This is a genomic window from Thermostichus sp. MS-CIW-15 (assembly GCF_054060575.1).
The window spans coordinates 1-25,782 of the sequence record NZ_JBSSDI010000003.1; the positions used below are offsets into that span (position 1 = coordinate 1).

General features: G+C 57.8%; 27 protein-coding genes, 2 pseudogenes and 1 CRISPR repeat array. Of the genes and pseudogenes, 13 read left to right on the plus strand and 16 right to left on the minus strand.

Annotated elements, in window-relative coordinates; all coding sequences use genetic code 11:
- Positions 1-121: 121 nt before the first annotated feature.
- Positions 122-706, minus strand: a complete 585-nt coding sequence (locus ACVW0R_RS01445; protein WP_011431342.1) for a Uma2 family endonuclease — start codon at positions 704-706, stop codon at positions 122-124.
- A gap of 178 nt (positions 707-884) precedes the next feature.
- On the opposite strand from ACVW0R_RS01445, the gene csx2 reads away from it, so the two are divergent.
- Entirely contained in the window at positions 885-2,192 is a 1,308-nt protein-coding gene (csx2, locus tag ACVW0R_RS01450) for a TIGR02221 family CRISPR-associated protein (RefSeq protein WP_457501523.1), read from the plus strand.
- Between the two features lie 280 nt (positions 2,193-2,472).
- On the opposite strand, the gene ACVW0R_RS01455 is transcribed toward csx2, so the two are convergent.
- The 7 genes from ACVW0R_RS01455 to ACVW0R_RS01485 all read right to left on the minus strand — a co-directional run bounded on the left by ACVW0R_RS01455 (position 2,473) and on the right by ACVW0R_RS01485 (position 5,466).
- Positions 2,473-2,760, minus strand: coding sequence for a hypothetical protein (locus tag ACVW0R_RS01455; protein WP_414347142.1), 288 nt, complete (start codon positions 2,758-2,760; stop codon positions 2,473-2,475).
- Positions 2,761-2,796: 36 nt separating this feature from the next.
- The gene (locus tag ACVW0R_RS01460; RefSeq protein ID WP_457501524.1) at positions 2,797-2,946 is read right to left on the minus strand and encodes a hypothetical protein; all 150 of its coding nucleotides are present in this window, start codon (positions 2,944-2,946) and stop codon (positions 2,797-2,799) included.
- 279 nt (positions 2,947-3,225) lie between these two features.
- Positions 3,226-4,071 (minus strand): hypothetical protein, encoded by an 846-nt coding sequence (locus ACVW0R_RS01465; RefSeq protein ID WP_457501525.1) that lies wholly within the window; start codon positions 4,069-4,071, stop codon positions 3,226-3,228.
- A 218-nt stretch (positions 4,072-4,289) separates the two neighbouring features.
- On the minus strand, positions 4,290-4,664 hold the full coding sequence (locus tag ACVW0R_RS01470) for a transposase (RefSeq protein ID WP_457501526.1): 375 nt from the start codon (positions 4,662-4,664) through the stop codon (positions 4,290-4,292).
- A complete protein-coding gene (locus ACVW0R_RS01475; protein WP_457501527.1) occupies positions 4,576-4,800 on the minus strand; it encodes a transposase in 225 nt (74 codons plus the stop codon). The genes ACVW0R_RS01470 and ACVW0R_RS01475 overlap by 89 nt, the downstream gene beginning before the upstream one ends.
- 8 nt (positions 4,801-4,808) lie before the next feature.
- Positions 4,809-5,108 carry a transposase gene (locus tag ACVW0R_RS01480; protein ID WP_457501528.1) on the minus strand — a complete coding sequence of 100 codons (300 nt, stop codon included), beginning with the start codon at positions 5,106-5,108 and terminating at the stop codon, positions 4,809-4,811.
- 28 nt (positions 5,109-5,136) lie between these two features.
- A complete protein-coding gene (locus ACVW0R_RS01485) occupies positions 5,137-5,466 on the minus strand; it encodes a transposase (protein ID WP_457501529.1) in 330 nt (109 codons plus the stop codon).
- Here ACVW0R_RS01485 and ACVW0R_RS01490 point away from each other — a divergent pair.
- The 5 genes from ACVW0R_RS01490 (at position 5,390) to cynS (ending at position 9,245) form a co-directional block, all read left to right on the plus strand.
- Positions 5,390-5,770, plus strand: coding sequence for a hypothetical protein (locus ACVW0R_RS01490; protein WP_457501530.1), 381 nt, complete (start codon positions 5,390-5,392; stop codon positions 5,768-5,770). The two genes, ACVW0R_RS01485 and ACVW0R_RS01490, sit on opposite strands and share 77 nt — an antisense overlap.
- Positions 5,770-6,411 (plus strand): Uma2 family endonuclease, encoded by a 642-nt coding sequence (locus tag ACVW0R_RS01495; RefSeq protein WP_457501564.1) that lies wholly within the window; start codon positions 5,770-5,772, stop codon positions 6,409-6,411. The genes ACVW0R_RS01490 and ACVW0R_RS01495 overlap by 1 nt, the downstream gene beginning before the upstream one ends.
- Positions 6,412-6,440: 29 nt before the next feature.
- Entirely contained in the window at positions 6,441-8,411 is a 1,971-nt protein-coding gene (locus tag ACVW0R_RS01500; protein ID WP_457501531.1) for an RAMP superfamily CRISPR-associated protein, read from the plus strand.
- A 192-nt stretch (positions 8,412-8,603) separates the two neighbouring features.
- Positions 8,604-8,783: a hypothetical protein gene (locus tag ACVW0R_RS01505; RefSeq protein WP_457501532.1), complete on the plus strand. Its 180-nt coding sequence runs from the start codon at positions 8,604-8,606 to the stop codon at positions 8,781-8,783.
- An 18-nt stretch (positions 8,784-8,801) separates the two neighbouring features.
- A complete protein-coding gene (cynS, locus tag ACVW0R_RS01510) occupies positions 8,802-9,245 on the plus strand; it encodes a cyanase (protein ID WP_414515260.1) in 444 nt (147 codons plus the stop codon).
- Here cynS and ACVW0R_RS01515 read toward each other — a convergent pair.
- Positions 9,208-9,555, minus strand: a complete 348-nt coding sequence (locus tag ACVW0R_RS01515) for a dihydrofolate reductase (RefSeq protein ID WP_457501565.1) — start codon at positions 9,553-9,555, stop codon at positions 9,208-9,210. The two genes, cynS and ACVW0R_RS01515, sit on opposite strands and share 38 nt — an antisense overlap.
- 52 nt (positions 9,556-9,607) lie before the next feature.
- Between ACVW0R_RS01515 and ACVW0R_RS01520 the strand changes: the two genes are divergently transcribed.
- Positions 9,608-10,498 carry a 2OG-Fe(II) oxygenase gene (locus ACVW0R_RS01520; protein WP_011431331.1) on the plus strand — a complete coding sequence of 297 codons (891 nt, stop codon included), beginning with the start codon at positions 9,608-9,610 and terminating at the stop codon, positions 10,496-10,498.
- A 201-nt stretch (positions 10,499-10,699) separates the two neighbouring features.
- A CRISPR array of direct repeats spans positions 10,700-11,711; the repeat unit is 36 nt; unit sequence GTTCCCCCTTCGGGGGGATCCCTAGAAATTGGAAAC.
- Positions 11,712-11,792: 81 nt separating this feature from the next.
- Here the strand turns inward: ACVW0R_RS01520 and ACVW0R_RS01525 are convergent.
- The 4 genes and pseudogenes from ACVW0R_RS01525 to ACVW0R_RS01540 all read right to left on the minus strand — a co-directional run bounded on the left by ACVW0R_RS01525 (position 11,793) and on the right by ACVW0R_RS01540 (position 15,353).
- A complete protein-coding gene (locus ACVW0R_RS01525; protein WP_099812783.1) occupies positions 11,793-13,223 on the minus strand; it encodes an RtcB family protein in 1,431 nt (476 codons plus the stop codon).
- Between the two features lie 12 nt (positions 13,224-13,235).
- On the minus strand, positions 13,236-13,658 hold the full coding sequence (locus ACVW0R_RS01530) for an archease (RefSeq protein WP_457501533.1): 423 nt from the start codon (positions 13,656-13,658) through the stop codon (positions 13,236-13,238).
- 641 nt (positions 13,659-14,299) lie between these two features.
- Positions 14,300-14,434, minus strand: a pseudogene (locus ACVW0R_RS01535) (IS200/IS605 family transposase); the annotation flags it as partial.
- 419 nt (positions 14,435-14,853) lie between these two features.
- Positions 14,854-15,353 (minus strand): annotated as a pseudogene (locus ACVW0R_RS01540) (ARPP-1 family domain-containing protein).
- A gap of 186 nt (positions 15,354-15,539) precedes the next feature.
- Between ACVW0R_RS01540 and cfa the strand changes: the two are divergent.
- The 5 genes from cfa (at position 15,540) to ACVW0R_RS01565 (ending at position 19,993) form a co-directional block, all read left to right on the plus strand.
- Positions 15,540-16,715, plus strand: a complete 1,176-nt coding sequence (gene cfa / locus ACVW0R_RS01545) for a cyclopropane fatty acyl phospholipid synthase (protein WP_457390744.1) — start codon at positions 15,540-15,542, stop codon at positions 16,713-16,715.
- A gap of 110 nt (positions 16,716-16,825) precedes the next feature.
- Positions 16,826-17,269, plus strand: coding sequence for a SufE family protein (locus ACVW0R_RS01550; protein ID WP_011431326.1), 444 nt, complete (start codon positions 16,826-16,828; stop codon positions 17,267-17,269).
- 13 nt (positions 17,270-17,282) lie between these two features.
- Positions 17,283-18,380 carry a metal ABC transporter solute-binding protein, Zn/Mn family gene (locus ACVW0R_RS01555; RefSeq protein ID WP_457501534.1) on the plus strand — a complete coding sequence of 366 codons (1,098 nt, stop codon included), beginning with the start codon at positions 17,283-17,285 and terminating at the stop codon, positions 18,378-18,380.
- Positions 18,377-19,147 carry a metal ABC transporter ATP-binding protein gene (locus tag ACVW0R_RS01560; protein WP_457501535.1) on the plus strand — a complete coding sequence of 257 codons (771 nt, stop codon included), beginning with the start codon at positions 18,377-18,379 and terminating at the stop codon, positions 19,145-19,147. Before ACVW0R_RS01555 ends, ACVW0R_RS01560 begins: the two co-directional genes overlap by 4 nt.
- 9 nt (positions 19,148-19,156) lie before the next feature.
- A complete protein-coding gene (locus tag ACVW0R_RS01565; protein ID WP_414390587.1) occupies positions 19,157-19,993 on the plus strand; it encodes a metal ABC transporter permease in 837 nt (278 codons plus the stop codon).
- Here ACVW0R_RS01565 and ACVW0R_RS01570 read toward each other — a convergent pair.
- Entirely contained in the window at positions 19,990-20,763 is a 774-nt protein-coding gene (locus tag ACVW0R_RS01570) for a hypothetical protein (protein WP_457501536.1), read from the minus strand. The two genes, ACVW0R_RS01565 and ACVW0R_RS01570, sit on opposite strands and share 4 nt — an antisense overlap.
- A gap of 142 nt (positions 20,764-20,905) precedes the next feature.
- Here ACVW0R_RS01570 and ACVW0R_RS01575 point away from each other — a divergent pair, with 142 nt between their 5' ends.
- Positions 20,906-22,438 carry a leucyl aminopeptidase gene (locus ACVW0R_RS01575; RefSeq protein WP_457501537.1) on the plus strand — a complete coding sequence of 511 codons (1,533 nt, stop codon included), beginning with the start codon at positions 20,906-20,908 and terminating at the stop codon, positions 22,436-22,438.
- 424 nt (positions 22,439-22,862) lie between these two features.
- Here the strand turns inward: ACVW0R_RS01575 and ACVW0R_RS01580 are convergent, their stop codons facing one another.
- Positions 22,863-24,233, minus strand: a complete 1,371-nt coding sequence (locus ACVW0R_RS01580) for a hypothetical protein (protein WP_457501538.1) — start codon at positions 24,231-24,233, stop codon at positions 22,863-22,865.
- 60 nt (positions 24,234-24,293) lie between these two features.
- On the minus strand, positions 24,294-25,514 hold the full coding sequence (locus tag ACVW0R_RS01585) for a DUF7933 domain-containing protein (RefSeq protein ID WP_457501539.1): 1,221 nt from the start codon (positions 25,512-25,514) through the stop codon (positions 24,294-24,296).
- Positions 25,515-25,782 lie beyond the last annotated feature (268 nt).

Below are 25,782 nucleotides of genomic sequence, written 5' to 3' on the forward strand. Positions count from 1 at the left end.
TAGCATGGAGCAGATAGTGAAGACTTCTTTACTACTGATCAATCCATCCTCCTTCCGAAGTTGGTTTGCTAAGTGCTGCTATTGTACCCCTTGAGCCCTTAACAGGCTGTAGCTAAAACAACTAAGGGATCCGAGCCTGGGCAAACACATCCTGGGGGACAACCTTCAAGCCGGGCAGAAACTCATCTTGGATGGCTTGGGATCCCGTAAAAGTCCGCGGCGGGGCATCGGGGTAGAAAACGGTGATGCTCTTGGCTTGGGGATCCACAACCCAAACGCGAGGGATCCCAGCTTCCAGATAGTCCGCTGCTTTTTGAAGTACAGCCCCAAAACTCTGGCCGGGAGAAAGAATCTCCACTACCAGTTCGGGAGCGACGGGACAAGGGCCGTCTTCCTCAAGCTGCGCTGGCCAGCGTTCAAAGGAAACATAGAGCAAATCGGGAACAGGAAGCCAATCTTGATCCTGCCTTTGCAAAACAACTGCCAGCTCTGTGTACACATCCCCCTTGCCTTGACACCAGGCATCCAGAATGAAAAGCAGCCGCTTCTGCAAAGAGGCATGAAATCTCTGAGGAGACATCGGCAAATCTTTGGGAACAGCTTGTCCATTGACCAGCTCATAGGTAGTATCTTCCTCTGGCAAGGCGAGAAACTGTTCGGGAGTAAGTTTTGGATGAGCAATCGACAGCTCTTCGGTCGATAGCATGCCAGGATCCCTCTCGTTCTAGAGGCCAACTGCTTTCTAGTTCTAGGCTAACTTTGGGTTTTTCGCCTTCACTGCGCGGGAAAAGGCCTCTTGTTTTTGGGAAGGGGGAGCTTCCAGGTTGCGGTAGCTTGCCAGCGGTTGTGCTTTGATGCGTTGCAGACCCACCTGGAGGATCCCTATGGCTAAAACCCTTTTGACCACCCTGGGCACTGGCGACTACACCGAGACGACGTATTTCTTTGGGGAGCAAAGGGCAGACAAAACCTGCTACGTCGCCAAGGCCCTCTGCCAGCTCTTTGAAATTGATAGAATCATCCTCCTGCTGACGGAGGAGGCCCGCGCCAAGCACTGGGGCCGCTTGCAGGAGTCCTTGCCACCCCAGGTGGAGAAGGTGGCCAAAGCCATTCCTGAGGGCAAAACGGAAGCGGAGACCTGGGAGATTTTCGACGTGCTGGTCGATGGCATCGAGCCCAACAGCCGGCTGCTTTTTGATATCACCCACGCCTTTCGCTCCATCCCGCTGCTGGTGCTCTTGGGAGCCGCCCTTTTGCGCAAGGCCAAAAATGTCGAGATCCAGGGGCTCTACTACGGCCTCTACCGCCCTGGCCAGGCGGAGACCCCCATTATCGATCTCACGCCGGCCATTCGGCTTCTGGACTGGCTGACGGCCAGCGACAAGTTCATCAGCACCGGCTCGGCAGTAGAGCTGGGCCAGCTTTTGGACACCGTTCAACGGGACTTCTACCGACAGCAAAGGCCCGGCAAAGGGGATCCCAGGCCCACCCGGCTGCAGACCTTTGGACAAGCCATCCGCGACATCTCCCGTTCTCTGGAGCTGGTGAGGCCGGTCAGCCTGCAGGAGGACTTGCGCAAGTTACAAAGACACTCTACCCAGGAGTTGGCAGAAGAGGTGGGCCAATTTGCCAAGCCCTTCGGCCTGCTGCTGCAAAGCATTCAAAATAGCTACAGCCAACTGGCGCTGCCGGCAGACCAGAAGGAGGATCCCCGCGCTCAAGTTCAAAAGCACTTTCAACTGCTGCGCTGGTATGTGGAAAAGCGCTTCACCACCCAAGCCCTTCTCTTGGCTCGCGAGTGGGTGGTTTCTGCCCTTTGCCTCTGTGAGGGGATCCAAAACTACCTCGAACGAGAAGCGCGGCAAGAAGTTGAACACCAGTTGGGATCCCTTATCCAGCGGAGAAAGCAGCTCTTGGGAGATCCCCCTGCAACTGGCGAATCAGTCCAGCAAGAGGAGCAGCTTCAGTTTCTTCCTCCCATTGCCGCCCACGTTTCGGATGTGAAGCAGCTTGCTGATCTTTGGTCTTGCCTAAGCGAATACCGCAACGACGTAGCCCATGGGCAGATGAATCCCGATCCCCTAAGCGGCGAGGCGCTGGAGAGCTTTGTGCTGCAGAAGCTGCTGCCCAGCTTAGAGGCGCTGTTTCCCGAATTGACCCGGCTAGAAAAGGATCCTTCCGCTTCTTGGTAAACCCAAGACATCGGCAGCTTCGTTCCCGCTTTTCAAGCCTAGTTAAAAAGTTGGCCAAGCTCAAGCTTGATCCTCCCAGACGACCAGAAAAAAAGCTGAAGAAATCTGGGAAGCAAGGGGGATCGACGGATGGTGTTTTGTAGCCTCTGTAACCTCGACACCAGAAGGCTGTCGGGTTCTTGTCTTTAGTTGTTCTAAACGTCCCCTTCCTGCTGCGAAAACACCATGGCTTATCACTACTGGCAAGCGAAGCTTTGGGGTCTGCTGCACGACCCCGCCCTCAAGGCCCTCCACGACGCCTCTGGCCGCGCCAAGGAAGGACTGTGGCCAAACCTAGCTGCCCCTCCACGCACACCGCCCCCGTGGAGAGGCCCGAGACATCCTTTGTGCCCTCGGCCAGCTTGTTGGCCTCCTGGAAGAGCGTCCCCGCATCCCCGCCCAGGTAGGCGGTGTAGACCACGCTCCCCTGGAAGATCGCTCCCGGGGTCTCCGAAGTAAAGCAAACCTTGTAGTCCAGGCTGACTCCCGTGAGGTTCACCCGGGGGTCGGGGGTGTACTGGATCACCACGGGGCCCACCGTCTTGGGGTTGGGGCTAATCCCTCCCTACCCCACCGTGAAGGTGCCCGAGAGGTCGGCGTAGTTCAGGACGTTGACCTCGTAGTTGAAAGGGAAGCTGCAGGCGGCAACCCCCAAAAGGAGCCCTACCCAGAGCCAGCCCTTTGCCGGAAAGCCATACCCTTTGCCTTTACGCATTCCTGCCTCCTTTCCGGGACCTCTAGGGTCCCTACCTCCATCTTCCTCAGGGGGGCTTACAAAAGCCTTAACCCCCTCAAAGCTGGGCTGGCTGGTCTTGCGGTTTCCCCTGGCCCTCCTTCCCATCCCCCTTGGGCTTCTCCTTGCCCTGGTCCTCCTGCTTCAGAGCTTGGTCCTCTAGCCTCTTCGTGAGCCCCTCCAGCAGGCGCTCCGAGAACCCCAGGGCCACGAAGAGCCCATAGGCGGCGGGCGGGCTGAGGAGGGGCTTTAGCCCTCCCCTCAGCGAAGCGTAAACCGGAGCAAATCCTCCGTGAGGAAGTTCGCACCGCCTTGCTGACCGAATAAGTTGTAGATGTACTTGGCCTGGCGGCTGTCCGGCCAGTAAGCCACCACCAGAACCCCCCCGGAGTTGCCCCCGCTACCCGTAGTTTTCAGGTATCCTGGCTCCGTCTTGCCATCCTCATCAAAGTCATCCTGAAGATTGCCCCCTTGCAGGAGTAAGGCCGAAGGCGCCAGGTTCTGGATGGGAGGCGGCACCAAGATCATTAGGTGGGGCTTCCCAGGGTCCACAGGGCAGACCAGGGCATCCTGGGTCGGCTTCCCGCTCTCGTCCAGGATCTCACACGCAGCGTTCATCCAGTAGGCCACCTTGACACTACCGTCTTTGGTGTACTCCACGGTGAGGTAGCGCCCATCGGGTTGCCGCTGTGTCGCCAGGTAGATGCCCGGAGCCACGGGGTCTTCCCGGATCACCTGGCCTGTCTGGGGATCCAGCTCCCGGTGGAAGCCCCCACTCACTCGGACTACATAGAGAGGCTGAGTAAGAACCTCCTGGGCTGGCCAAGGGTAACCTGCCATCACCGCTGCGGTGCAGTTCTGAAAGGTAGTGAAGTCGCCCGAGGGGCAAACGGCTGGATTAGCAGCCAGTTGCACCAGGCAGTAGCGGTACCCTTGTGGGTCGTTCGGGTACTGCTGGATGCAGTACTGGTGTGCGTTCTGGCGCAGGCTTTCGTAAGGACCAAAGCTCGGGGGATAGCTGATCTGCAGCGTGCCGGGGTCGGGGAAGCTAAAGAGGTTCTGCGCCAGGGCCAGGCTAGCGCAGGCGGACCACCAGGCCGCGGCCATCCGTGCTGCTCCCGTAGGCGTAGACCCGCCCTTCGGGGTCCTTGAAAACAAGGTCATAGTTTACCTCCAGGTTCAGGGCGTAGGGCCCTTTCGTGCCCCCGAGGAGAGCCCACGGGCGCTTCCCCTGGTTGGTGTTGTAGCTGAAGCGCACCAGCCCCTCCGGGAAGCCCGGCAGGAAGGGAAGAGCTCCCCCATTATCCCCCCCAGGCCCCGGCAGGTCAAGTCGCGATTTTTGTGGGTTTTTCTTCCACGGCCCAAAGCGGGCCCATGTCCAGGTAACGCCGGAAAGCCCAGTCCTCCGTGGCCCTCAGCATCACTACCGTGGCCAGATTCACCAGGCTCCCCTCGCCGGGGAAACTCCGCCGCTTCACCTCACGGATAAGCCGCTCCAGCACATTCGTGCTCTTGATGTGCCGCTGGTGGACCCCGGGAAAGTCCAGGTAGGTCAGGGCCTCCCCCAGACCCTGGGCAAACACCTCCACCGCCCGCCGGTCCCGGTAGCGCTCAACGAACCCCCGGGCCAGAGATTCCGCCGTGCCCCGCCGCCGCGCCACAAACACCTCCTGGAGGGAGCCGCTCCGACTGCGGCACATGAGCTAAAACGTTCCGCATGAAGTGCACCACGCACCGCTGCCAGCTGGCCCCAGGAAGCTCCGCCATCACCGCTTGGCGGATGGAAGGGTGGTCGTCGGAAATGACCAGCCTCACCCCATGAAGCCCCCGCTCCACCAGGCCCTTCAGCAGGTTCCTCCAGGCCTCCTTCCGCCCCGTCCACCGTCAGCACTTCCCGGTAGCCTTCTTCGTTCACCCCCACCGCCAACCAGGTCCACCACCCGCCCGCCCCAGTTCACCTTGAAGTAGGCCGCGTCCAGGTAGAGGTAGGGGTAGGCCAGCTCCAAAGGCCGGCCCCGCCAGGCGGAGAGCTCCTCCTCCAGGCGCTGGGCTACCCTGGAGACCGCGTCCTTACCGATGCGCACCCGGGACACGCCCTCCGTGATGGCCGCTACCTTGCGGGTGGAGACCCCTTGCAGGTACATCTCCAGCACCGCCTCTGCTTTGGGGCCCCTACCCCAAATGAACCGCCACCTCCCCGGTCATCCGCTTGTACCGCTCAAAGACCTCGGTCAGGAAAGTCCCCTCCCGGTCCCGGGGTACCCGGAGCTGGGCGATCCTGCCCGCCGGCGTGATGAGGTCCCGGGTGGAGTAGCCGTTCCGCTCCCCGCGGCGGCTTGGGGTGCGCTCACGGTAACCCGCAGCCAGGTGCTCGGTCATCTCTTCTTCCAGTACCTGCTCGTTCGCGTAAGCGGTGCGGAGCACTATGACGGCCTTGACCCCTTCCCGGATGCGCCGGCTGATCTCCTCCTTGGTCAACCTCTTAAGCTCCTCTCCGTCCATTCCGCCCTCCATGCTTAACCCACAAAATACGCGACACTACCTTTCCACCTGGGGCCTACTGCGCCTTAAGGCAGAAGAAAATGCCCTTAGCCAAGAGGGAAAAAAGCAAGTGGTCAAGGAGTTTTTTAGTTGTCTAGAGGAGATCTCTGGCCAAAAAGGAATTGCTGGCTCCAACGGTCTAAACCTTCTTATGCAATTGGGAGTTGAAGAGTATCTGGGCCTCACAGGACTGGGTCTGGCTTTAGCTCAGGAGTTTGGCTTTTGGGCCACGGCCATCTACCACGACGTCAAAGGAGGAGAGTAATGGGTGTAGCTATTCCCCTGCAGTCTATCCACCTCCAAGAGGGGAGCCGAGTGGTCATCCATTCGTTGACCTGGCAAGACTGCGAGAACATTCTGGAAGAGCTGGGCGAAGATCGCCATACTCGCATTGCCTACTGCAATGGAACTTTCGAGATTATGTCTCCCTTATCCAAGCATGAACGCCCTCATCGCATCGCTGGAGATATTGTAAAAGCTCTCCTCGATGCTCAGGGGAGAGACTGGGAAGATTTTGGCTCAACAACCCTCAAAAAATCTGGCAGGGCTGGAGTAGAACCAGACACCTGTTTCTATGTCAATCACCTGGAGCAGGTGCGTGGCTGTGAGGGAAGGATCGATGTTGATTTGTTCCCCCCGCCCGATCTGGCCATTGAGTCCGATGTTACTTCCCAAACTTTTATCGATGCCTACAAAGCTATTGGCGTGCCAGAAGTTTGGATCTTGAATGAGCGAAGTTTGCGGATATTTATCTTGCAGGAGCAAGACTACGTCGAATCCAGCCGCAGCCAGCTTTTTCCAGACTTCGACATCCCCAAGCTTGTGCCTCAGCTCATTCAACGGGCCTTAGAGATTGGCACCAGCGCCATGTTGCGTGAATTTCGGCAAACTCTTGGCAACTCCTAACCCTTTTTCCCTTTTTTGGAGAAGATCCCATGACTGGTCATCGCTCTGCCCGTCCTGGCAACACTCCCCAGCCGCTTCCTCGTCCTCCCAGGCCAGGGGATCCCAGCCGCCAGCCACCCCGGGAAAATCGACCTAAAGGAGGTAATGGTGGGGGAAACCAGCCGCGCGGTGGAGGTGGTGGCCAAGGGGGAAACAATTCTCAGCCCTCACCGTGGCTAGGTCACCCCTTGGATCCCACGCCCAACCCCGATCCCACCGCTGGCTTTGTTGAATATTTGCGTTGGATGCGAGCGCCGCTCGATGCTTTTAAAGACGGCACCAAGGCGGAGCTGGCGCACAAAGTGGAAACCAGGATCAACTTTGGAGCTCGCTTGAAGGTTTTGAATGAGCGCACCCAGCGTATTGCCAGCAACACCTTTCAGGTCACCTGTCCCTGGCGAATTCGAGTCGGTGGAGCCAAAGGCCCGGAGAGCATGCTGCTCCCTGCTTTCGATCACTTAGGGATCCCTTACATTCCCAGCTCCACCCTGCGCGGCGTAGCCCGATCCCAGGCCATTCGAGAGCTGATGCGGGAGCGCGACCTCTCTTGGGAGGAAGCGGACAAAGCTGTAGCTCCTTGGTTTGGTCACCTACAAGCTGACGAACAAGACAGTGCTGGCAAGGTAATTTTTCTGGATGCCTACCCTATGCCCACTCGGCCCCAGAGGCGGGAGGATCCCGATAACTCCAAAACCGGAGGCCTGGCGGTAGATATTGCCAACAATATCTGGAAATGGAATGGAAAGAATCTTGACTACTCGCCTAACCCTAACTTGTTCTTTTCTCTCAAACAAGCCACTTTTTTGATTGGCCTACGCAAAGGCCCCGGCTGTACCGACCAGATATTGGCTCAAGTCAAGGAGTGGCTGATCCAGGGTCTAGAGCAAGGGGTGGGATCCCAGGTGAATACTGGCTATGGCCGGCTGATCCCCTTAGGGAAATCACTGGACAAGAGCCAAGGAGAATTCTTGCGCCTGCCCTTTGAGCTAAAAGGCCAACTCATTCACGGGCGGCAGGTAGTCAACTGGAGGCCCGATAAGAATCGCTACGACAACCGATCCATCGCCGAAGTGCGGCCCGTAGCCTTTAAGAATATGCTGCGCTATTGGTTCCGCACCTTTGCCCTGGGAGTTTTGCCGGTCGATCAGGTGCAGGAGTGGGAAGGGCAACTTTTTGGCGCCATTACCCCTAAGCAAAAACACGGCTGGATCCATGTAGATCTCCTAAATGGCAAAGTCTCTCAGCCGGAGCCAGAGCCCAATCGGGAAGGAAGAAATAGACCCGCAGGCCGACAAGAAGGGATCCTCATCTTAAGTCTTTCTGGCGAGTGTCAAAACTATGCTTCCCAGGAAGATCAAGAGGCGGTGGAAAAGCTCTTTACTAACCTCACCTGGATGATGTTCCATCTGGGAGGTGTGGGTCAAGGAGCTAGAAGACCCTGCTACTCCCGCCAGAACCGGGAGCGGGCTCCCTGGTGGCGCGGCTCTACCCTAATTCCCAGGTCGGAGGATGCCTTTTGGAAGCTGGCGGAGTCGGTGGCCGGGTTTCAGAAGCTTTTCCAAAAGCGCCTGGGCAACTTCTTTGACGCTCTCAAGACTCTAACCAAGCAGGCCATTAACCCCGATAGCCCAAGAAGTGCTGGCCAGGTTCAGAGGGATAAATGGCCGCAAGCGGTGGATGCCAACTGCAGGATCGTAGTCTGCAGCGGCGAGGAAGATTTCAACAAACCCTATGCCCTGGCAACTTTGCATCGCTTAGGCCGACAAGATGAAGGCCGGTACGACAAATTCTTGTGCGGGGGTGTACAGGGAGGTGCTCTGCCCTCTCCGGTTTGGATTGCCGATTTGGATGATTACCAAGTGGTTACTGTTTTTGGGGCAACGGTGGATCCTAGGAGAAAGTATCTCGACGAGCTCAAGAGAGGTGCTGATGACTTTCAAGTCATCTGGCCCTTGAGATAGAAGAAACCTTTTCTACCCCGCCTTGCACCACAAGGCTTTCAGGCCCCAAAGCTCCCTCGCCGGAGCCCTTTTTGCCGACTTTTTTCTGGATCCCTCGCAAATGGGTCTTGCATTCCTTGCGCTGCTTGGGTTTAATGGGGCTAAAGTTCCCCCTTCAGGGGGATCCCTAGAAATTGGAAACTTTTTTACGCCGTGCGCAACTACCTGGTCGATTTCCTGGTCAGCCGCGCCGCGACGCTCGCGCGCGGGCGTGCGCCCGAGCACCCACCGGAGGTCACGCCCGGCGTCGACAGCGAGCCAGAGTCCGGCCGCAGCGCGGCCGGCATCTCATTTCAGCGCGGCCGCAACTGCCGCCGCACATCCATCCATTGACCGTCAGAGGGAAGCACTATGAACCGCAACGACGTTACCGAGAAGATCATCGCCACCAAGGTGGCGAAGGGTATTAAGTGGTCGGAGATCGCCGAGCGCGTTGGCCTGAGCAAGGTGTGGGTGACCGCCGCTTGCCTCGGCCAGATGACGCTGACTGATGAGCAGGCCGACGTGGTCGGCGAGATCTTCGACCTCACCGCCGAGGAAAAGAAGTGGCTGACCGTGGTGCCGTACAAAGGCTCGCTGCCCACTAGCGTGCCGACCGATCCGCTGATCTACCGCTTCTACGAGCTGGTCAACGTCTACGGCACCACCCTCAAGGAGCTGATCCACGAGGAGTTCGGCGACGGCATCATGAGCGCGATTGATTTCAAGATGGACCTGCAGCGGGAGGCCGACCCTAAGGGCGACCGCGTCCGCATCGTCATGAGCGGCAAGTTCCTGCCGTACAAGACCTACTGACGTCGTCGGCGCACGCGGCCCGGCCGGCCGCGCGCGCCGATGGCAGGGTGTCGCCGCCGATCACCCTGGTTTCGGGCGCGTCACCGCACAGCGCGAGTGCCTCGTCGATCGTGTGCACCGTTTGCGCGCTGTCGGCGGCCGAGCCGCGCTGATGGGTGAGGACGATGTGGGTGCGGCCCGGCAGCGGGCGAAAGCGTGGCGGCAGCGACTCCCAGGTCTTGCGGCCCATGATCAGCGGCTCACCGAGCGCGGCGCGCGCCTCGTGGCGGCAAGTTCCCCCTTCGGGGGGATCCCTAGAAATTGGAAACAGGACTTAGGATCACTGTGGGCACAGCTGAGCAGATGGCGAGATTTTGGTCAGCATGGCAGAGAGCAGGGGGGTAGCTATGCCAGAAGGTTGGGAAAAAGTTACAGATTTAATGCGCCAACTGCAGGCAGTACAAGAGATTGCCGAGAGGGGGTATTGGCTCACCACGGAGGAACTGGGGCAGGTTTTAGGTTTACCAGAGTCCCGCTTGGCAATTCTGCGGGAACAACCCCTCGCCTATGAATTTCCGTGGCGCAACTTCCGCTGTTGTGTAGTTGACGAGCAAGAGGGGATCAGGCTTTGGTCTATCACTCCTAACAAGGCTATCAATGTCCACACCCCCACCACCGCGCCCCAAAAACAGCCTGCGGTCTATGCACGGGTGGATAACTTTTTGCCGCGGGACAAAAACCAACAGTTACTAGAATATGCGATCGCCAACGAAGGGCGGTTTGTCCCTTCCCGAAACTCAGCGGATGACAGTGAATACCGCCGTTCATGGGTGCTGTATGACTTCCCTGAGTTTTCAGGGGTGATTCTCCACTATGTGCAAATGCTAATCCCCCAAGTGCTCAAAAGCCTAAAAATGGAGCCATTTCCCATCGCCTACATCGAATGTCAAATGACAGCGCACAACCACGGCAATTATTACAAAGTGCACAATGACAACGGCAGTCCTGATGCCAAAGAAAGGGAACTGACCTATGTCTATTACTTCTACCGAGAACCCAAGCAGTTTTCTGGGGGGGAACTGCTGATCTACGACTCTGAAGTGCGAAACAATATGTATGTCAAAGCCGACACCTATAAAACCTATGTTCCTGCCAACAACACTATCATTTTCTTTCCCAGCTATCTGATGCACGAAGTTTTACCCGTGACTTGTCCCTCACGGCAGTTTGCCGATAGTAGGTTTACGGTCAACGGCTGGGTACGGCGTAAATAGGCACATTGGGCGAAATGATACAAGTGCGGGTTCTGCCCCTGCCAGTGCAAACGATGCCATTGGACAAAATGGTGTAGCCAGTGGTTGCCCCTGCGATCCCGCCCGATGGTCGTCCCTTGACTGCTGGTGGTCTGCACAAAGTGATTACCACTGATCACATTCCCCCCCCTCAACTTTGACACTGCCATCGTCGTTGTAGTAGTTCCCCCTTCGGGGGGATCCCTAGAAATTGGAAACTCACCGAATCGGTGCCAGCCCAGGTGGAGGGATCCGCGAGTTCCCCCTTCGGGGGGATCCCTAGAAATTGGAAACTCGATCTCAGTGTTGATTAGAGAGTGCAGAAACGCTTGTTCCCCCTTCGGGGGGATCCCTAGAAATTGGAAACTTTCACCCCACCGTAATATGGGTAGTTCCATCTTTCTGTTCCCCCTTCGGGGGGATCCCTAGAAATTGGAAACGTGCCAGTATGGTGTGGTCCATTTAGATAGGGTGTTCACCGTTCCCCCTTCGGGGGGATCCCTAGAAATTGGAAACATTACGACCAGCCAACTTGTACATATAACCTCCCTTGTTCCCCCTTCGGGGGGATCCCTAGAAATTGAAAACATGATCTCTCCACTCAGGTGGGAGCCACCCCTCCTCGTTCCCCCTTCGGGGGGATCCCTAGAAATTGAAAACTGTATGCTGGATAAACTCCCCCTTTTCATAGGGGTTGTAAGTTCCCCCTTCGGGGGGATCCCTAGAAATTGGAAACAAGATGATTTTACTTTCTAGTTAACATAAGACTGTAAAAGTTCCCCCTTCGGGGGGACCCCTAGAAATTGGAAACTCAAATCGCTCTGAAATTGACCTAGCACAACTGGACGTTCCCCCTTCGGGGGGATCCCTAGAAATTGGAAACATCTTTGGCAGCTTGGCGCGCCTTGCGCATCACTGCAAGTTCCCCCTTCGGGGGGATCCCTAGAAATTGGAAACCCCTTTGAGACTCCCAGCCGGAATCCGATCCAAGAAGATCGGGTTCCCCCTTCGGGGGGATCCCTAGAAATTGGAAACGTCCTTGGATCTTCCATGCCACCTACGGTGAGCAATATTGTTCCCCCTTCGGGGGGATCCCTAGGAATTGGAAACTTTGGAAACTCCCCCTGCTGTGTTCCAGGGATGATCTGGATCCCCTGAAGTTATCCCTTCAGAGGGATCCCTAGAAATTGGAAACCGCTCCCGGCATTCCGAGAGCGGCAAAGGTTTTAGCAGTGTTTTCCCTTCGGGGGGATCTTGAGAAGTCAGAAAGAAAAAACTAGCCCTTGATACACAGAATGGGTCTTAGGCGCGCTACGAGTTTCGCGATCTTGGCTTGGTCGGCAGCGCGCACAACTTTATCTACGTTTTTGTAGGCCTGGGGCGCTTCTTCGGCTACCCCCCGCAAAGAAGGGCTGCGGACGATGACGCCGCGCCGCCTCAGTTGTTCGACGATCTCCTGCCCTGTCCAGGCTTTGAGAGCTTGGTTGCGACTCATCGCCCTTCCGGCGCCGTGGCAGGCCGAGGAGAGGGAAAGGGCCTCACTTTGCTCCGTGCCGACCAGAATGTAGGAGGCCGTGCCCATGGAGCCGCCGATGATGACCGGCTGACCGATAGAGCGGAAAGCCTGAGGGATCTCTGGGTGGCCAGGCCCAAAAGCGCGCGTTGCCCCCTTGCGGTGGACGAACAGGCGACGTTTTTTCCCCTCTATCACGTGCGTCTCCTCCTTACAGGTGTTGTGGGAGACGTCGTAGATAAGGTCGAGTTCAGCCTTGGGAAAAAGCTCGGCGAATACCTGGCGCACCCAGTGGGTGATGATCTGGCGGTTGGCCAAGGCGCAGTTGATAGCTGCCCGCATTGCTCCCAGGTAGCTTTGCCCCACTTTGGACTTCAAGGGCGCACACGCCAGCTCGCGGTCAGGCAGCTCTATGCCGTGCTCTTTAGCCGCCTGTTGCATCTTCTTCAAATACTCCGTGCCAATCTGGTGACCCAAGCCCCGGGAGCCGCAGTGAATAGTAATGACCACTTCCCCCTGCTTGAGGCCGAAGCTCTCGGCAGCCTTGGGATCGTAGATCTCGTCAACAACCTGGACTTCGAGGTAGTGGTTACCTGAGCCTAGAGTCCCCATCTCCCGCCGCTGGCGCTCACGCGCATAGGCGGAGACTTCGCTCGGCATTGCTCCCCGCATGCGGCCATGTTCTTCGATGCGCTCTAGATCTGTTTTCTTGCCGTAGCCTTGAGCCACAGCCCATTCTGCTCCGCCTTCCAGCATGGCTTCCATCTCTTTGTCGCTCAAGGAGATCTTGCTGCGGCTGCCAAGCCCTACCGGTACGCTCGCATACAAGGCATTGGCTAAGGGTTCTGCCGCTTCCTCCACTTCTTCGCGCGTCAGCCCCGTCCGCAAGGTTCTCACGCCGCAGGAGATGTCAAAGCCCACGCCGCCGGCGGAAATCACCCCCCCTTCTTCCGCATCGAAAGCAGCCACCCCACCGATGGGAAAACCATAGCCCCAGTGGGCATCTGGCATCACGTAGCAGGCTCCCACGATCCCTGGCAAGGTGGTCACGTTGCTGGCCTGCTCGGCCACTTTGTCGTCCATCTCCCGGATTAACTCCTCATCGGCAAAGATCAAGACTGGGGCACGCATTTTGCCTTTAGGAGGAATGCGCCAGACAGTCTCATCTACACGCTCAAGTTTCTTGATATCCATAGACTGCCTCCTTTACACATCCACCACACACTGTGCCACCCAAAGCTCACCCTCTTGGGCTACCTTGAGTTGCGTGTAAGTTGCCCCTTTAACTTCTACTGCCGGTCGGTGCTTGGCGCGGTCAACTCTTTCCCCCCACAGGCTGGCCTTGAGATGGTCTTTTGCAAGATGCACTTCAACTTTCCCAAAGAGCATTCCTCTGACTGCCATCTCGTAGATCACTGCGTTCAGGAAATCCACCAACAACAGTTCCAGATCGCCTGAATTTTCTAGCTCAATCTCTAGCCGCTCCCTGGGAGCTACTTCATCCACGCTGGTGATCACCGCAGTCAGGGCCAAAGCTGCCTGGGCAAAAGCTTCCTCCGGGGTCCCCCCATAGCCGCGGACGCCGACATCGGCCATGTGTTCGAAATGATCCCATCTTGCCCGCGCCACGGTCGTCTCCTTGTTTTGTGCAGTCCTCAGTGCAGGCCAAAGACAAATACCGCCCAGGCTATGGCGCGGCACTGCAGCTTACCGCGGGATCCCTGCAGATTGGGAATAAAAGCAGCCATGATACTACCATTGTATTCGTCTCTTATCCTGCCGAAAGTTCCTTAGGCTGGGGGGATCCTCCCACAAGATAAAGAAAGAGTGAAAAGGCCCAATGGTTTCGCCATCAGGCCCTCCTTGTCTAGGGGAGCTTCCCAGAAGAGAGAAGCTGCTGGTGTGACGACTAACGGGTAGACCAGTTTATCGTTATAGAACAAAGCGGCACCTTGGTCACCGCTTTGAGATTTGGCGTGGTATGCCCGGCCTTCCACTACCGTTTGTACCGCCTCCCAAGGCCATTGGTTCAGGCAGTAGTGGAGAACATCCTGAGGAGTAGCCTCAGCCTGTGGAGAATCTTTGTGGCGGATGGACTCCAACGCAAAGCCGACTACCAAAAGTTTTTGCGAAACTCCTCAATCTCATCCTCGTAAGACTCATACCACACAAAAGGATAGCTTGGTAGCCCCGCACTTGAGTGCGGGGCGGAAAAGCCCGCTAGCCACTTTAGTTGCTTACCCATGATGGGGGTCGTTGATATAGTTTCATAGCTCAAACAACCTGTCCCTGACTTCTCCTACCAAGACCTTTTTCCTTCTCTTTGGCCAAAAAATAAGATAAACAACCGCTAGCCCCACACCATGGTTGTAGTGATTGTACCGTTGACTTCCCTCTCGCGCTATCGCTTACTTAGGTTGGAACAAAGAACAAAAACAAGAATGCGGTTTTAACCAAAACTTTGTTTTCATTCCAACAGGTCGGTTCAAGGAGCGTATTGCGCAATTATGTCGGCATTATGGCATGGAGTTTATTGAGGTAGAGGAGGCGTACAGCTCGCAGGCAAGCTTCCTAGATAGAGATGAGCTACCTAGTTATGGTGAAAAACCCGACGGGTGGAGACCCGCTGGAAAGCGTGTCAAGCGGGGCCTGTACCAAACGGCAAAGGGGTGGTTGGTCAACGCTGAGGCAAATGCTGCCGCCAACCTGCTTAAGAAAGTCAGCAGAACCTTGGGGCTTTGCCTTCAGGAACTGTCTAGAGGCGCTTTGACAAAGCCTTTGCGACGACCGTGTAAGAATCCCCCGCCTTTAGACGGTGGGAGTGTCAAACTTCAGAGAACGGGTTGGTGGGGGAGCTGACCCTGAGAAAGTTTTGGATAGCAGCAACGGCTTGCCACACTCTTCCCTGGTCTGAGCGGTAACCAGCTTTATTTTTGAGCGACTGATAAACTCCTCTTTTTAGCTCGTAGCACAAGCTGCTGGGAACAAGGCATTGGCATCCTCCATTTGGTGGGAGCGGAAGTGGCGCCTGAAAGCTTCCACACAAGAAGCCAGAATCGTGATCTTGCTTTTTGGCTTGTTCAAAACAGCGGTGTTCAAGATGCGGTTCTGTTTAGCCCCGACTAGCTCCTGCCCTTCCACCAAAAGCAAGAGAAAACCGCTGTAGTTTTCCACAACTAGATACGGCACAACGCCGTTCTGATTGATTTCACTAATCGTTGCTTCCTGAGCTCCATGATCTGGAAGGCGATAGGCAGCCTCTCTCTGTATCCTCTGGAGAAAACAGCGGGAAAATCTGAAAGCCGCCCTACTGAATAGCACCACCAACTTGCAGTGTTGGCAGGTTCAGTTTGAGCATCGATTTCTCCTTTGGGCTTGCTAGCACTATCTCTTCAACTTCCTCCAGAGCTGCAGTGGTTGGCATTAACAACAGAAGCTGGGGAGCCGAGAAGAAGCAATGGCTTGAGCCGCTGCCGAGTAACAAACTGGAGAGACCGCATTTTACAATACATGTTGCGATTAGCCCTCAGCAGGGGGTTCCTGGAAGTGGAAAAAAGCCTTAGCATCTGGCATCGGCTGGCCCGCCGATATGGGCTTAGGCTCTTGAGTGCTGCCGATATAGCCGTCAATGGCTCGCGGCCCTGGGATCTGCAAATCCACGACGAGCGGCTCTACCTGCGCTGCCTGCTCTATGGATCCCTGGGCTTTGGCGAGGCCTACATGGAGGGCTGGTGGGATTGCGAGGCTATTGACGAGTTGGTTTACCGTCTTCTCACCAGTCAGGCAGCGGAGCAAGTGGGCTGGCCAGTTCGGCTCCTGCTGGCGTTGGACAGTCGCCTAGTTAATCGCCAGCGGGGTAAGGGAGCGTTTGTGGTTGGCCAGCGCCACTACGACCTCGGCAACGACCTCTACGAAGCCATGCTGGATCGCCGCCTGATCTATAGCTGTGCCTACTGGGATGGGGGGGCGCAGACCCTGGACGAGGCCCAGGAAGCCAAGCTGGACCTCATTGCCCGCAAGCTGGATCTGCAGCCCGGCATGCGCGTGCTCGACATTGGCTGCGGTTGGGGCGGCACGGCTCAGTACCTAGCCGAACGCTACGGCGTGCAGGTGGTGGGCATTACCGTCTCCCAAGAACAGGCCAAGCTGGCTAGCGAACGCTGCCAGGGCCTGCCGGTGGAGATTCGGCTGGAAGACTATCGCCAGACGCAGGGAAAGTTTGATCGGATCCTTTCTGTGGGCATGTTTGAGCATGTGGGCTACCGCAACTACCGAACATTTATGCAGGTAGCCCGTCGCCTCCTCAAAGACGATGGCTTGTTTCTTCTCCACACCATCGGCGCCAACGTTGCCTACCAGGGTCGGGATCCGTGGATTGAACGCTACATTTTCCCCAACTCGATGCTGCCCTCGCCTCGTCTGATAACAGCGGCTTTTGAAGGTCTGTTTGTACTGGAAGACTGGCACAACTTTGGGATCAACTACGTGGCCACCCTAAAAGCTTGGCACGCCAATTTTGAGCGGGCATGGCCACAACTGGCCGGCCGCTACGGCGAGCGCTTTCGCCGCCTGTGGCGGCTTTATTTGCTGATGAGCGCCGGCAGCTTCAAGGCCCGTGCCAGCCAGCTTTGGCAACTGGTCCTCTCGCCCAGGGGAGTAAGGGACGGCTATCGCTCGGTGCGGTAGCGAAGACAACCCTTCCCTCTTTGGCTTTTCCGACCCACCCCCGCGCGCAGTAGGCGCTCTCGGCGAGGGTGTTATGATTGATTATCATTCTCATTCAGGCCAGTGGGTTGATGCCCGAAGCTCTGCGGCAGATTGTAGGTCGCTTTCAAAAGGCCAGAACCTCCCGTCAGAAGTACGAATTGCTTCTGGCCTATGCCAAGCGCCTGCCCCCTTTCCCCGAGTCGCAGCGAACAGAGGAGAATCTGGTGCGGGGTTGTGCCTCGCGGGTGTGGCTGGCCACCGAGCTAAAAGACGGCAAGGTCTACATCCAAGGGGATGCCGATGCCCAGTTGGTCAAGGGCTTGGTGGCTGTTTTGGCGGAGGGGTTGAGCGGTCTGCGCCCAGAGGAGATCCTGGAGGTTTCCCTAGAGTTTGTGCGGGAGATGGGCCTCAACTTTAGCCTTAGCCCTTCCCGCAGCAATGGCCTGGTGAGCATGTTTTCGCTGCTGCAGCAGCGGGCCTTGGCTTTTCAGAAGTCAGGCGCTTCCGGCTCTGCTGTCTCTGTCGTCTTGTGAGGTACTAAGGCTCATGGCTGATAAAGCTAACTCTCTGCGTTCGGCTCGACCTGTGCGGTCACTGGTCTCGCTGGTGGCCGCCCTCTCGGTCGGGATCCTGGGCGGCTTGCAGATGCGCCAAGAAGAGTCCCAGGCGCAGCAGGGATCCGACCCCCCGAAGGTGGTGACCACCATCCTGCCGGTAACGCAATTTACCCGCGCCGTGGCGGGGGATCGGGCGGAGGTGAGGCCTCTAATCTCTCCCCAGATGGGGACCCACAGCTTTCAGGCTCGGCCCGAAGACGCGCGTCTGCTAGCCCAGGCAGATGTGCTGGTGATCAATGGGTTGGGAATGGAGACCTTTTTGGAGGGATTGATCGCCAACGCTGGAAACCCCAAGCTGCGCCTTATTGACAGCAGCCAAGGGATCCCGACTCTGCAGACGGGGGAGCCAAAGCATGGCCACGGCCATGGGCATTCCCACGGCCACAGCCATGGACACTCCCACAGTCACCCTCATGAGCACAGCCACGGCGAGTTAAACCCCCACATCTGGCTGGATCCGCGGCGGGCCATCCGGCAGGTGGAAAACATCCGCGACGGTCTCATGGCTGCAGATCCCGAGGGGGCAGAGATTTACCGCACCAACGCGGCTGCCTTTATCGAGAAGCTCAAGGCTTTGGACGAGGAAATTGAGCGGCGCCTAGCCCCCTTTGCAGGGAAAAAGTTTGTGGTCTTCCACAACTTTGCCCCCTACTTTGCCGAGCGTTACAACCTCAAGGCCGAGTTCTTAGTGGAGATCCCGGAAGCCAATCCCTCTCCGGAAGATGCGCGGCGGGTCATGGAGACGGTACGGCAGTCGGGCTTAAAGACCATCCTAGTGGAGCCTCAAGTGGGCAAAGACAACCCCTTTGAGGTCTTAGCCCGAGACCTGGGGGTACAGGTCCGCGTGTTCGATCCCATCGAAACCGCCGGCCCGGAGGGGATCGAGCCGGAATACTACCTAGCCATCATGCGGCAAAACGTGGAGAACCTGGTCTCCGCCTTTGAGAAGGAAAAGGCCTGGCTTCCCCTGCAGTTGCCCTTGGTGGGCCAGGCAACTCTCGAACACCTGCTGGCGAGGGGACGGTGACCTCTGGCGAGGTTGTCCTACACGTAGAGGGGTTGACGGTCTATCGGGGATCCCAGTTGGCGGTGCAGAACGTGTCGTTTGCGCTGGAGGCGGGATCCCATATGGCGATTGTCGGTCCCAACGGCGCCGGCAAGAGCACCCTCGTGCAGGCCATCTTGGGGATCCTGCCCCGCCAGTGCGGCTCGGTTTGGATCCTGGGAGAGCGGCTGCGCCTGTCGGGGTATTTGCCCCAGGCGGTGCGGCAGCAGCTTGCCTACGTGCCCCAGCGGTTGCACTTCAACCCCGCCATTCCCCTGACCGTGGCCGAGTTTGTTGCCCTGGGCTGGGGATCCCTCAGACCCCGCTGGCCCTGGCAGCAGCAAGCTGCTCGGCAAGAAGCTGTTCGGAAGGCCTTGCAACGGGCCGAGGCCCTGCACCTGGCCCCTAAGCCTTTGGGTCAACTGAGCGGCGGCGAGCTGAAACGGGTGTTGCTGGCCTATTGTCTAGTTTGGCCGCGGCGGCTCCTAGTGCTGGACGAGGCCCCCGCTGGCCTGGATAGCCCCAGTGAAGGGGAGTTCTATCGGCTGTTGGAAGAGCTGCGCCGATCCCTGGGCTGGGCCATTTTGCAGGTCTCCCACGACCTGGAGATGGTCTCTCGCCACTGCGACCGCGTGTTGTGCCTCAACCGCTCCCTGATCTGCCAGGGATCCCCCAGCGTGACGCTGTTGCCCGAGGTGTTGAGTCAGGTCTATGGGCCGGAGTTTGCCCGCTACATCCACCATCACTGAGGAGAAAAAATGCCGGAAACCTGGGCGCGGGTGGCCGAGTTGCTGCAGTTGCCCTTCATGCAGCGGGCCCTGCTGGGCGGGATCCTCACAGGGGTAACGGGGGGGCTGCTGGGCAGTTTTGCCATCTTTCGGCAGTTGGCGTTTTTTAGCGATGCCCTGGGGCATTCGGCGCTCTTGGGTATTGTCCTGGGAGTGGTTCTGGGACTGAATCCTACGGCGGTGCTGATGGTGTTTGGGGTGGTGTTTGCCCTGGGGGTGACTTTTATTCTGGAACGCACCCAGCTTTCGGCAGATGCGGTGCTGAACATCATCTACTCTTCCTCCTTGGCCCTGGCCATCATCGGCCTCAGCCTGATCCCCGGCTACCGCGGCAACCTCAACCAACTGCTCCTCGGGGACATCCTGGGCATCAGCCCGCCGGCCCTCTGGATGAGCGGCCTGCTCCTGCTGCTGGCCCTGGGGTACATTGGGCTGACTTTGACTGCCCAGATGTTGCTGACCCTGGATGAGTCGTTGGCGCGGGCGCGGGGGGTGGAAGTGGGCTGGCAGCGGCTGGCCTTTGTGGTGTTGCTGGCCCTGGTGGTGGCCCTGTCGATCCGCTCGGTGGGGGTGCTGCTGGTAAGCGCCTTTGTGGTCATCCCCGCTTCGACGGCGCGGCTTTTGGGATCCCGCTTTACAACCTATGTGTTGCTGGCCATGGGTTTCGGGGGCTTGAGCGCGGTGCTGGGGATCCTCCTCTCGGCCGCCTTCAACCTGCCCTCCGGCCCCAGCATCGTGGCCACCCAGTTGCTGTTTTTTCTCCTGGCTATGGCGGCCAAGGGGGCGTCGCAACTGCTGCGGCTTTAGCCAGGTGCGGGGATCTCCTCACGAACCTGGCCAAACAGGCGGCGGTAGCTCTCTGGAAAGACCTGGCCCATCAGGGTGGGCTGCTCGTAGACCCGCTTGAGGGTGTTGAGATCCCGCTTGGTAATGGTGGGCACCCGCAGCAGGCGGCGATTGCCAGTGGCCTCGGCGTGGTGGCCGCCGTACATCAGATCCCGCGGGTTGGGACTATGGCCCCACAGCCCTAGCCCATGGCCAATCTCGTGCCGAGCCACTGCCGTAACTTCTGCCAGCCCCTGGCCTTCGGCGATAACAATGCGCACCCGCTGCTGCAGCGAACCATCGGCGGCGAAGAAAAACTCTGGGCGCGCTGCCCCCGCTATCCCGTCGCCAATGCCAGGAACGCGATAAATGCTCATCCCGTAGAGGGCCTCTTCCTCTTTGGCCACCACCCGCATCGGGATATAAGCAGACCACTCCTTCACCGCCTGCTCCACAAAGGTTTTCCACTGGGGGTGATCCCCCTGGATGTAGACGGGGACGGGATAGAAGGCCCACTGGGCATAAGCTCCGCCCGGCAGCAGCGGCTCGATCTCTTCGAAGTAGTCTCCCGCCGACTTGTCGTAGGCGTAGCGGGCTAGGCCGGGGGGCAACTTGAGGCGAACCGGCTGCGGCAGCTCTTCCAGGGGTCTCTGCGCCTGGGCCAGGGATCCCACCCCTCCTACCGCCAGAGCCAGGAGCATTGCGCAGGCAATAACCCCAAGCTGAAGGATGGAACGCCGCCGCCAGACCATACCTTGGGTCTCTCCCTTTCTGATTAAAGGCTATCGACTGGAAAGGCCCACGTCGATGCCAGCCGAGGGATCCCCTGGCCCAGAAGTGGCGGAATTGGCTACACTGAGAGTCTGCTGTCCCTAGCTTGGCCAAAGGTTTCCCATGCAGCTTCGTCTTGGCGAGCCACCTCTAACGCAGGCCGAATGTGCCCTGGTCTACTGCTTTGCCCCCAGCGGCGAAAACGCCACCTTCCCGCTGCCTGCTGAGATCGCTTCCCTGGACGAGAAGGTGTGGTCGGGGCTGGTGGCGGAAGCGGCTCAGGAACAGAAGTTTCAGGGCAAGCCCAACAGCAGCCTCGCCCTGCGCCTGCCAGGGCCTATCCGCAAGCTGGTGCTGGTGGGGCTGGGGGATCCCGCAGCGCTGACTTTGGAAGGACTGCGACGGGCTACTGCCAACGGCCTGCGCCAGGCCCACAGCCTTAAAGCCAAGCAGGTAGTGCTGTCTTTGCCGGAAACTGGGCTGGATCAGGGGCGAGCAGTGCAGGCGGTGGTTGAAGCCAGCCTCCTAGTGGCCCACCAGGACAACCGCTTCAAATCTCCCCCCAAGCCCGACGAAGAGCGCGGCTTTGCCGTTGAGGAAGTCACGCTCTTGGTGCCAGGACTGGCCCAGGCCCGCCAAGACTGTGAGAACGCCCTTCAGCGGGCCACCGAGATGGCTGCCGGGACGATCCTGGCCCGCGAACTGGTGGCTGCTCCCGCCAACGTCGTCACGCCTCCTGCCCTGGCCGAAACTGCCCGGCAACTGGCCCAAGACTACGGCCTAGAGGTGGAGATCCTGGGGCGGGAAGAGTGCGAAGCCTTAGGCATGGGGGCTTTCCTAGGCGTGGCCCAAGCCTCGGATCTGCCGCCTCAGTTCATCCACCTCACCTACAAGCCCAAAGAAGGGGATCCCGTCGCCAAGCTGGCTCTGGTGGGCAAAGGTCTCACTTTCGATTCCGGCGGCCTCAACATCAAAACCGACTCCCGCAGCATTGCCATGATGAAAACCGACATGGGGGGAGCGGCAGCCGTCTTGGGAGCGGCCCGTGCGCTAGCTGCCCTCAAGCCGCGGGTAGAGGTGCACTTTATCGTCGCTGCCACCGAAAACATGATCAGCGGCCGGGCCCTCCACCCCGGTGACATCCTCACCGCCTCCAACGGCAAGACCATCGAAGTCAACAACACCGATGCCGAGGGCCGTCTTACCCTGGCCGATGCCCTAGTGTTTGCCGAGAAACTAGGGGTGGACGCCATTGTTGACCTAGCGACCTTGACCGGCGCCTGCGTCATTGCCCTAGGAGAAGAGATTGCTGGCCTCTTCACCCCCGACGAGAAGCTGGCCCAGGAGCTGCAGCAGGCGGCCAACCTCTCGGGCGAGAAGATTTGGCGCTTACCCCTGGAAGAGAGCTATTTCGAGGGCCTCAGCTCCACCGTAGCCGACATGAAAAACACCGGCCCCCGCTCTGGCGGCTCCATCACTGCAGCCCTCTTCCTTAAGCAGTTTGTGGAGAAAACCCCCTGGGCCCACTTAGACATAGCTGGTCCCGTCTGGGCCGAAAAAGACTCGGGCTACACCAACAAAGGCGCCACTGGCTACGGCGTGCGCACCCTCGTGGAATGGGTCTTGGCACGGGAGATGGCAGCCGCCTCCTCCTAGCATGGTTCACCACTCCCGAAGCTCTGCCTGTTGCGTAGGCGGGTCTTGAACGATCCCCAGAGTAAGGCTTTGTCTCTCCAGAAAAGGAGGGCTCTGCTGGAGGGCTTGCAGGGTCACCAGCCGCGGACTTTCTTCCTCTTGAGGTAAGGCGCTGCTATGCTAGGTCCGCTGCAAGAGAGGCTGCTACAGACCTGCCCTCCGACGATTGATGGAGTGGGAGCCAACCCAGAAAGTTGGCTCTGCAAAGGAACTGACACGATATTTGCTACTCGACTTTGACCGCTGCAAACTTCTGAGCTGCAATTGGGGGAGTCAAAGAGTTAGTAACCGTTACCAGTGCAGCAAAAGAAAAGCCGATTGGGTGTAGCTCAACAGTCTCACCCAAGATGGTCTTGGACATTCATACAAGCCAGGCATGTATCGTCTACTTAACTGTAATGTTCACACGTGCCTGCGCCGAGATAGGAGGACTAGAAGAGTCCGTAACAGTCACCAATGTCAAGAGAGTAGAGCCAATGGGGGCTGGACACTGCACCCTGATTGCCCCCGTTAGCCTGTCAAACGAAAAGCCATCTGGCGGTGGAGGTTCAGGCTCTGCCTTGAAAGTTAGGGGTCTAAGGACTCTACCTTGGATGGTAATTTTTGGAGCTACGATGACTAGCTTACCAGGGTTGTTGGTGCAATCTACTGAATCCCCATATTCAAGCTGGATAGAACCTACAGCTGATTTCACAGGAATCACAAAGTTAATATCACTGGTCAGGAAGTTGCTGGCAGTAGTTAAGGATGGGTTAAGCTTAATAGTGATGGAGCCAGTGAATACCCCTTCCGTTAGTCGAATAACTCCGAATTCTTGAGGCCCTTTGCTACCTTCCTTAAAGAGGAGAGTAGAGGTCGAAACAGTGAACGGAGCGCCCGCCCCAAAGGGGTTAGGAGTTCCGCTGACATCCAAAACAACCTGCCCACCAATCGGAGGGGCTGCGAGTTCGACCCTGACAACCTTGGTAGCCCCAACTATGTCATTATCGAGAAACTCTATCGTCGAAGGGGTAACCGTAATGGTAGGCGGCGCTTTCTGCAATACCTTAACCGGCACAAGAACATTCACACTGCCCACCGGGTAATTGACAGCTGTTGTGGCAGGGTCGCGGGTAACTATTATGGTGGCATTGCCTTCCTGAGTGGCCGGGATCAAACGGGTTAATGTAACTGTGGGCTTATCCTCGGATCCCGGTGGAATGACAACAGTTACGAAAGAGGCAGCTGTTGTAGAAACACCCACCACCTGCGGGTTGCTGCTTTCCACTTTCAACACCAAACTGCCGTTGGCCGGAGGAGCAGAAGGCGTAAGCGTGAGAGTTTCTATGGAGCCAACAGTTGTCCCTGAGTCAAACGTAACTTTTTCTGGCGTGACGCTGACTGTTTCAACAGGGAACGGAGTGGGGGGAGGAGGAGGGAAAGGAGTAGAAGGAACAGGGGTCTCCGCCTTAATGGTAGGGAGAGGAGCAGGAGAGGGAATCGGAGGAATGGTTGGGGCCGCAACGGGAGTTTGGATGACAACAGTGGGAGCCGGCAAAGGGATCCCTGGGGCTATAGGAGGTAAACCCACCTCAGTGCCTCCGGTAGGTACGCTGGGCGTTTGCGGCGGAATGATCGGCCCAGGAACAAAGCTAGTGGCGCTTTTGTCGTTGGATTGCTGACAGCCGATCAAGCTTGCCGTAGTGAAGAAAACAGCCCCCGCGCTGCCTAAAGCCCGCAACCAACTTCTTTCAGTCTTGAACTTTTGCACCTTCATTTCCTGCCACCTTCGCTTACAAAACGGAAGTCCTCTCCAAAGCCGCATCACCATTGGCTGCTAGTTAGCTACTAGAGTGATGGGAGGAGCTGCACTGGGTAGAGTCTGATTGTTCGACACAAATAGCAGCGGCAATGTGTAGATCCCAGGAGCCGTTGCTTGAATGGAGACGTTCACCTCGCAAGTAGCACCTGCTGCCAGAACTCCGCCCGAAAGGTTGATGATCCTTGTTCCCGGTATTGCGCCCAAAGTGCCCCCGCAGGTATTTGGATTGGCAATGCCGGCAGGTGTGGGAGGATTGGCCACGACCAGCCCCTCTGGCAAGACTGCCTGGAAGCTGAGACCACTCAAGGGAATAGCGCCAGCCACTCGGTTATCGACTACAAAGGTGAGGGTAACAGGTGTATTGACCGGCGCTGGATTGGGCCGTAGGAAGCGAGCAAACAGGGGCGAGGGTCCCACAGGAACCGGCGTTGGCACAGGAGTGGGGCCTGAGGTAGGCGTAGGTACAGGCGGCAGGGGCGTTGGAGTCGGACTAGGCGTCGGCAGAGGAAGATTGCCGCAGCGTGGAATGGCAAAGCCGCGCACCTCGTTTCGAGTTTCCCCCTCGTTGAAAACTGAGTCGTCAACCCGCAAAACTTGCCCAAATCCGTCCCGGATAGTTAGAACGAAAACAATGTCATCTCCTGTAAGTATCTCCTCGCCATCGATATTCCTAATTCCCTTTGAAAAAATCCTCAAGTCATCGAAAAACCTAGGATCCGTTGGAAACGTGTAGCTAAAGTTGAAGCCGTTAGCGTCAGTGAACGTGTTGCCTCTCCCAATCAGCAGGTTCCTAAACTGACTCAGGGCCTCAGGCCGGATTACGCTGGTAACATCCGTTCCACAAGTGATGTTCAGAACCTGGATGTCTACGCTTGCTATCCCTCCTCGAACAATTAGGTTGGTTAAATCCACCCTGTAAGAGAGCGATGCAAACGGCTGGTCGACGTTGAAGCCGCCCCCTGGCCCAAATTGAGGCGGATCCGGCAGATCGGGTTGAACTGGCGGCGGGGTGATGGGAGCAAAGTCCGGCCCGGGGCGGAAGGTGATGGGCGTGAGGTTGGGCGCAATCGTGGGGGCCACGGCCACGGGAGGAGGCGTGGATCCATCGGCGGTCAAGAGAGGCGGCAGCCCGCTGGTAGTCTCGCTGCTGCAACCAGTGGTCAGGGCCAGCGAAGCCCAAGTTGCCAGAAGGGGAAGGCCACCACGGCCAAGGGCTGAACCAGAACGTCGTTTCATCGGGGAAGTCTCCACTCACTCACACCACAGCAAGTTCTTCCAACTGCGTCCAGCCGAGATCCACTGAATCTGCCCATGTGCATTGGCAAGATTACGTGGAGATCCCGTTTCAAGGGGGAATGTCTGCCGTTAGTTCTACTGCATCTCAGAGCGTTGTCAAGCCAGCGGCAAAGCAAATCCAGGAAATTTTCCTGGAAGTGGCCCATCCCCTAGATATGGGGTATCATAGCCTCGAGCAGGGGCAACCAGCCTACCTGTAGCGTTGGGG

Excerpts from the sequence above, each read along its gene's own strand:
- ACVW0R_RS01445 (WP_011431342.1), bottom strand. The coding sequence starts at position 706 with ATGCTATCGACCGAAGAGCTGTCGATTGCTCATCCAAAACTTACTCCC.
- csx2 (WP_457501523.1), top strand. The coding sequence starts at position 885 with ATGGCTAAAACCCTTTTGACCACCCTGGGCACTGGCGACTACACCGAG.
- ACVW0R_RS01460 (WP_457501524.1), bottom strand. The coding sequence starts at position 2,946 with ATGCGTAAAGGCAAAGGGTATGGCTTTCCGGCAAAGGGCTGGCTCTGG.
- ACVW0R_RS01465 (WP_457501525.1), bottom strand. The coding sequence starts at position 4,071 with ATGGCCGCGGCCTGGTGGTCCGCCTGCGCTAGCCTGGCCCTGGCGCAG.
- ACVW0R_RS01470 (WP_457501526.1), bottom strand. The coding sequence starts at position 4,664 with ATGTGCCGCAGTCGGAGCGGCTCCCTCCAGGAGGTGTTTGTGGCGCGG.
- ACVW0R_RS01480 (WP_457501528.1), bottom strand. The coding sequence starts at position 5,108 with ATGTACCTGCAAGGGGTCTCCACCCGCAAGGTAGCGGCCATCACGGAG.
- ACVW0R_RS01490 (WP_457501530.1), top strand. The coding sequence starts at position 5,390 with ATGACGGCCTTGACCCCTTCCCGGATGCGCCGGCTGATCTCCTCCTTG.
- ACVW0R_RS01485 (WP_457501529.1), bottom strand. The coding sequence starts at position 5,466 with ATGGACGGAGAGGAGCTTAAGAGGTTGACCAAGGAGGAGATCAGCCGG.
- ACVW0R_RS01495 (WP_457501564.1), top strand. The coding sequence starts at position 5,770 with ATGGGTGTAGCTATTCCCCTGCAGTCTATCCACCTCCAAGAGGGGAGC.
- ACVW0R_RS01500 (WP_457501531.1), top strand. The coding sequence starts at position 6,441 with ATGACTGGTCATCGCTCTGCCCGTCCTGGCAACACTCCCCAGCCGCTT.
- cynS (WP_414515260.1), top strand. The coding sequence starts at position 8,802 with ATGAACCGCAACGACGTTACCGAGAAGATCATCGCCACCAAGGTGGCG.
- ACVW0R_RS01520 (WP_011431331.1), top strand. The coding sequence starts at position 9,608 with ATGGCAGAGAGCAGGGGGGTAGCTATGCCAGAAGGTTGGGAAAAAGTT.
- ACVW0R_RS01525 (WP_099812783.1), bottom strand. The coding sequence starts at position 13,223 with ATGGATATCAAGAAACTTGAGCGTGTAGATGAGACTGTCTGGCGCATT.
- cfa (WP_457390744.1), top strand. The coding sequence starts at position 15,540 with ATGTTGCGATTAGCCCTCAGCAGGGGGTTCCTGGAAGTGGAAAAAAGC.
- ACVW0R_RS01550 (WP_011431326.1), top strand. The coding sequence starts at position 16,826 with ATGCCCGAAGCTCTGCGGCAGATTGTAGGTCGCTTTCAAAAGGCCAGA.
- ACVW0R_RS01555 (WP_457501534.1), top strand. The coding sequence starts at position 17,283 with ATGGCTGATAAAGCTAACTCTCTGCGTTCGGCTCGACCTGTGCGGTCA.
- ACVW0R_RS01565 (WP_414390587.1), top strand. The coding sequence starts at position 19,157 with ATGCCGGAAACCTGGGCGCGGGTGGCCGAGTTGCTGCAGTTGCCCTTC.
- ACVW0R_RS01570 (WP_457501536.1), bottom strand. The coding sequence starts at position 20,763 with ATGGTCTGGCGGCGGCGTTCCATCCTTCAGCTTGGGGTTATTGCCTGC.
- ACVW0R_RS01575 (WP_457501537.1), top strand. The coding sequence starts at position 20,906 with ATGCAGCTTCGTCTTGGCGAGCCACCTCTAACGCAGGCCGAATGTGCC.
- ACVW0R_RS01580 (WP_457501538.1), bottom strand. The coding sequence starts at position 24,233 with ATGAAGGTGCAAAAGTTCAAGACTGAAAGAAGTTGGTTGCGGGCTTTA.
- ACVW0R_RS01585 (WP_457501539.1), bottom strand. The coding sequence starts at position 25,514 with ATGAAACGACGTTCTGGTTCAGCCCTTGGCCGTGGTGGCCTTCCCCTT.